The sequence below is a fragment of the Streptomyces sp. UNOC14_S4 genome, assembly GCF_020740835.1.
In the GTDB taxonomy this organism is placed as follows: domain Bacteria; phylum Actinomycetota; class Actinomycetes; order Streptomycetales; family Streptomycetaceae; genus Streptomyces.
In genome coordinates, this window is sequence record NZ_JAINFC010000817.1 from 1 (window position 1) to 2,180 (window position 2,180).

Genomic DNA, 2,180 nt, shown 5'->3' on the forward strand with positions numbered 1-2,180 from the left:
GACGGGGGCGGCACGCGGGTGGTGTGGGAAGCGCCCCTGTAGCGGCCTCTCGCGGGTCTCCGCGGCAGCCGCAGCGGCCGCTTGCGGAAGGGAGCACCGGACGTCACTCCGGTAGCCGCAGGGCCGTCCTCCGAACGGACCTCAGCGGGCGCGGCCGGTCGCCGCGCGCGACACGATCGCGTCCATGGGACATCAGTACCGTCCGCTGCGGATATCGCGCCGTCCGTTCCGGATACCGCGCGGACGGCGCAGGGCCGTCGAGTGCGCGCTGTGCGTCCTGTGCGCGCTCTGTGCGGTGCTCTGCCCGCCGTTCGGCTCCGGCCTGTCGGCCGCTGTCAGGGCCCCTGGCAGAGCCGCACGCGTCACGTCCGACGTGCTGCGGCTGACGGAGGAGGCGGGGCGGACCAAGGAGCGGTACGAGCGCGCGCTGCGGGCGGCCCGCGAGCAGAAGGCCCGGGTGGACGAGATAACCAGGCGGCAGCACAGCCGGAAAGTGGTCTCGGCGGCGCTGCGCGACGACGCGGGGGCCGCGGCCCGCGCGCAGTACCGCACCGGTGGGTTCACCGTCGAAGAGGGCGCGGAGGACGTCGAGGACCCGATCGAGCTGCTGGAGATGCAGGCGCCCGCCGAGCACCGCAGGGCCACCTTGGGACGGCTGCTGGACGAGGACGTCCGCAACGGACGCAGGCTGGACGCCGAGGAACGGGAACTGGTGGCCGCGCGCTCGGAGCTGGAGAAGGACCGCGCCCGGCTCAAGGACGCGCAGCGCTCCGTCACGGCACACCTCGCGGCCGCCCGCGACCGGCTCAACGCGCTCTCCCAGGAGGCCGTGGGCAGCGGCCGCTGCGAGGCCCCGGACATCGATGGCGTGGAGGACGAACGGGCGGCGGAGGAGCACCAGGAGTGGATCCGCCCCGTGGAGTCGTACGAACTGTCGGCGGGTTTCGGCGGCACAGGGGCCAACTGGGCCAACGGGCACACCGGACAGGACTTCGCCGTCCCCATCGGCACGCCGGTGCGCGCGGTCGGGGACGGGACGGTGGTCTCCGCCGGGTGCGGAGGCGCCTACGGCATCAGCATGGTGATCCAGCACGAGGGCGGCTGGTACTCGCAGTACGCCCACCTGTCGGCACCACTCGCGTCCCCCGGACAGCACGTGCGCGGCGGCCAGATGATCGGTCTGTCGGGCACCACGGGAAACTCCACCGGGCCGCACCTCCACTTCGAGATCCGCACCACTCCCGAGTACGGCTCGGCGGTGGACCCCGTCGAGTGGCTGAACGCGAGGGGCGTACGGCTGTAGGCGTACGGCTGTGGACGCCGCCGGTACGGCCCCGGAGGGCGGCGGACGGCCGTGGGGCCGCGCCTGAGGCCGGGGCGGCCGCTACGCCTGCGACGGCCCCTCGCGCAGGAGCTGCTCGATCACCACGGCGACCCCGTCCTCGGTATTGGCGGCGGTGTGCCGCGCGGTGGCCGCCAGTACCTCCGGGTGGGCGTTGGCCATCGCGTACGCCGTACCCGCCCAGTCGAGCATCTCCAGGTCGTTCGGCATGTCGCCGAACGCGATGACTTCCTCGGGGGCGATGCCGCGCTCGGCGCAGCACCGGGCGAGCGTGCTGGCCTTGCTGACCCCGAGGCCGCTGATCTCCAGCAGGGCGGTCGGGCTGGAACGGGTGAACTCGCCGTGCGCGCCGCCCGCTTCCCTGGCCACGGTCAGGAACTCGTCCGGACCGAGGTCGGGGTGGTGGGCGAGCAGCTTGAGGATGGGGGCGGTGTGGCCGGAGTCCTCGGCGAGCAGTTCCTCCGCGGGGGCGGTGACCGAGCACGGGTCGAGGAAGAAGGGCGGGTACGAAGGCTCGTAGTGGATGCCCTCGGTGTGCTCCACGGCGAACGACGAGCCGGGGGCGGCCGCGCGCACCGCGTGCACGATGGCGAGGGCGTCCGCGCGCTCCAGGGGGCGGACGTCGACGAACCGGGAGCCGTCGTGCAGATCGACGACGGCCGCGCCGTTGGCGCAGATCGCCAGGCCGTGGCCGTGCACGTGGTCGCGGACCACGTCCATCCAGCGAGCGGGCCGCCCGGTGACGAAGAAGACCTCGATGCCCGCCGCCTCGGCCGCGGCGAGCGCCGCGACGGTCCGCTCGGTGACCGTCTTGTCGTCGTGCAGGAGGGTCCCGTCG

General features: G+C 73.8%; 2 protein-coding genes. One reads left to right on the plus strand and one right to left on the minus strand.

Features of this window, described 5'->3' with window-relative positions; genetic code table 11:
- The first annotated feature begins 184 nt into the window (after window positions 1-184).
- Complete coding sequence (locus tag K6I34_RS38510; RefSeq protein ID WP_275127229.1) at window positions 185-1,303, plus strand: M23 family metallopeptidase; 1,119 nt, start codon at window positions 185-187, stop codon at window positions 1,301-1,303.
- Window positions 1,304-1,384: 81 nt separating this feature from the next.
- On the opposite strand, the gene K6I34_RS36070 is transcribed toward K6I34_RS38510, so the two are convergent.
- On the minus strand, window positions 1,385-2,180 hold a 796-nt coding region (locus K6I34_RS36070), incomplete at its 5' end, for an HAD hydrolase family protein (RefSeq protein WP_229332247.1).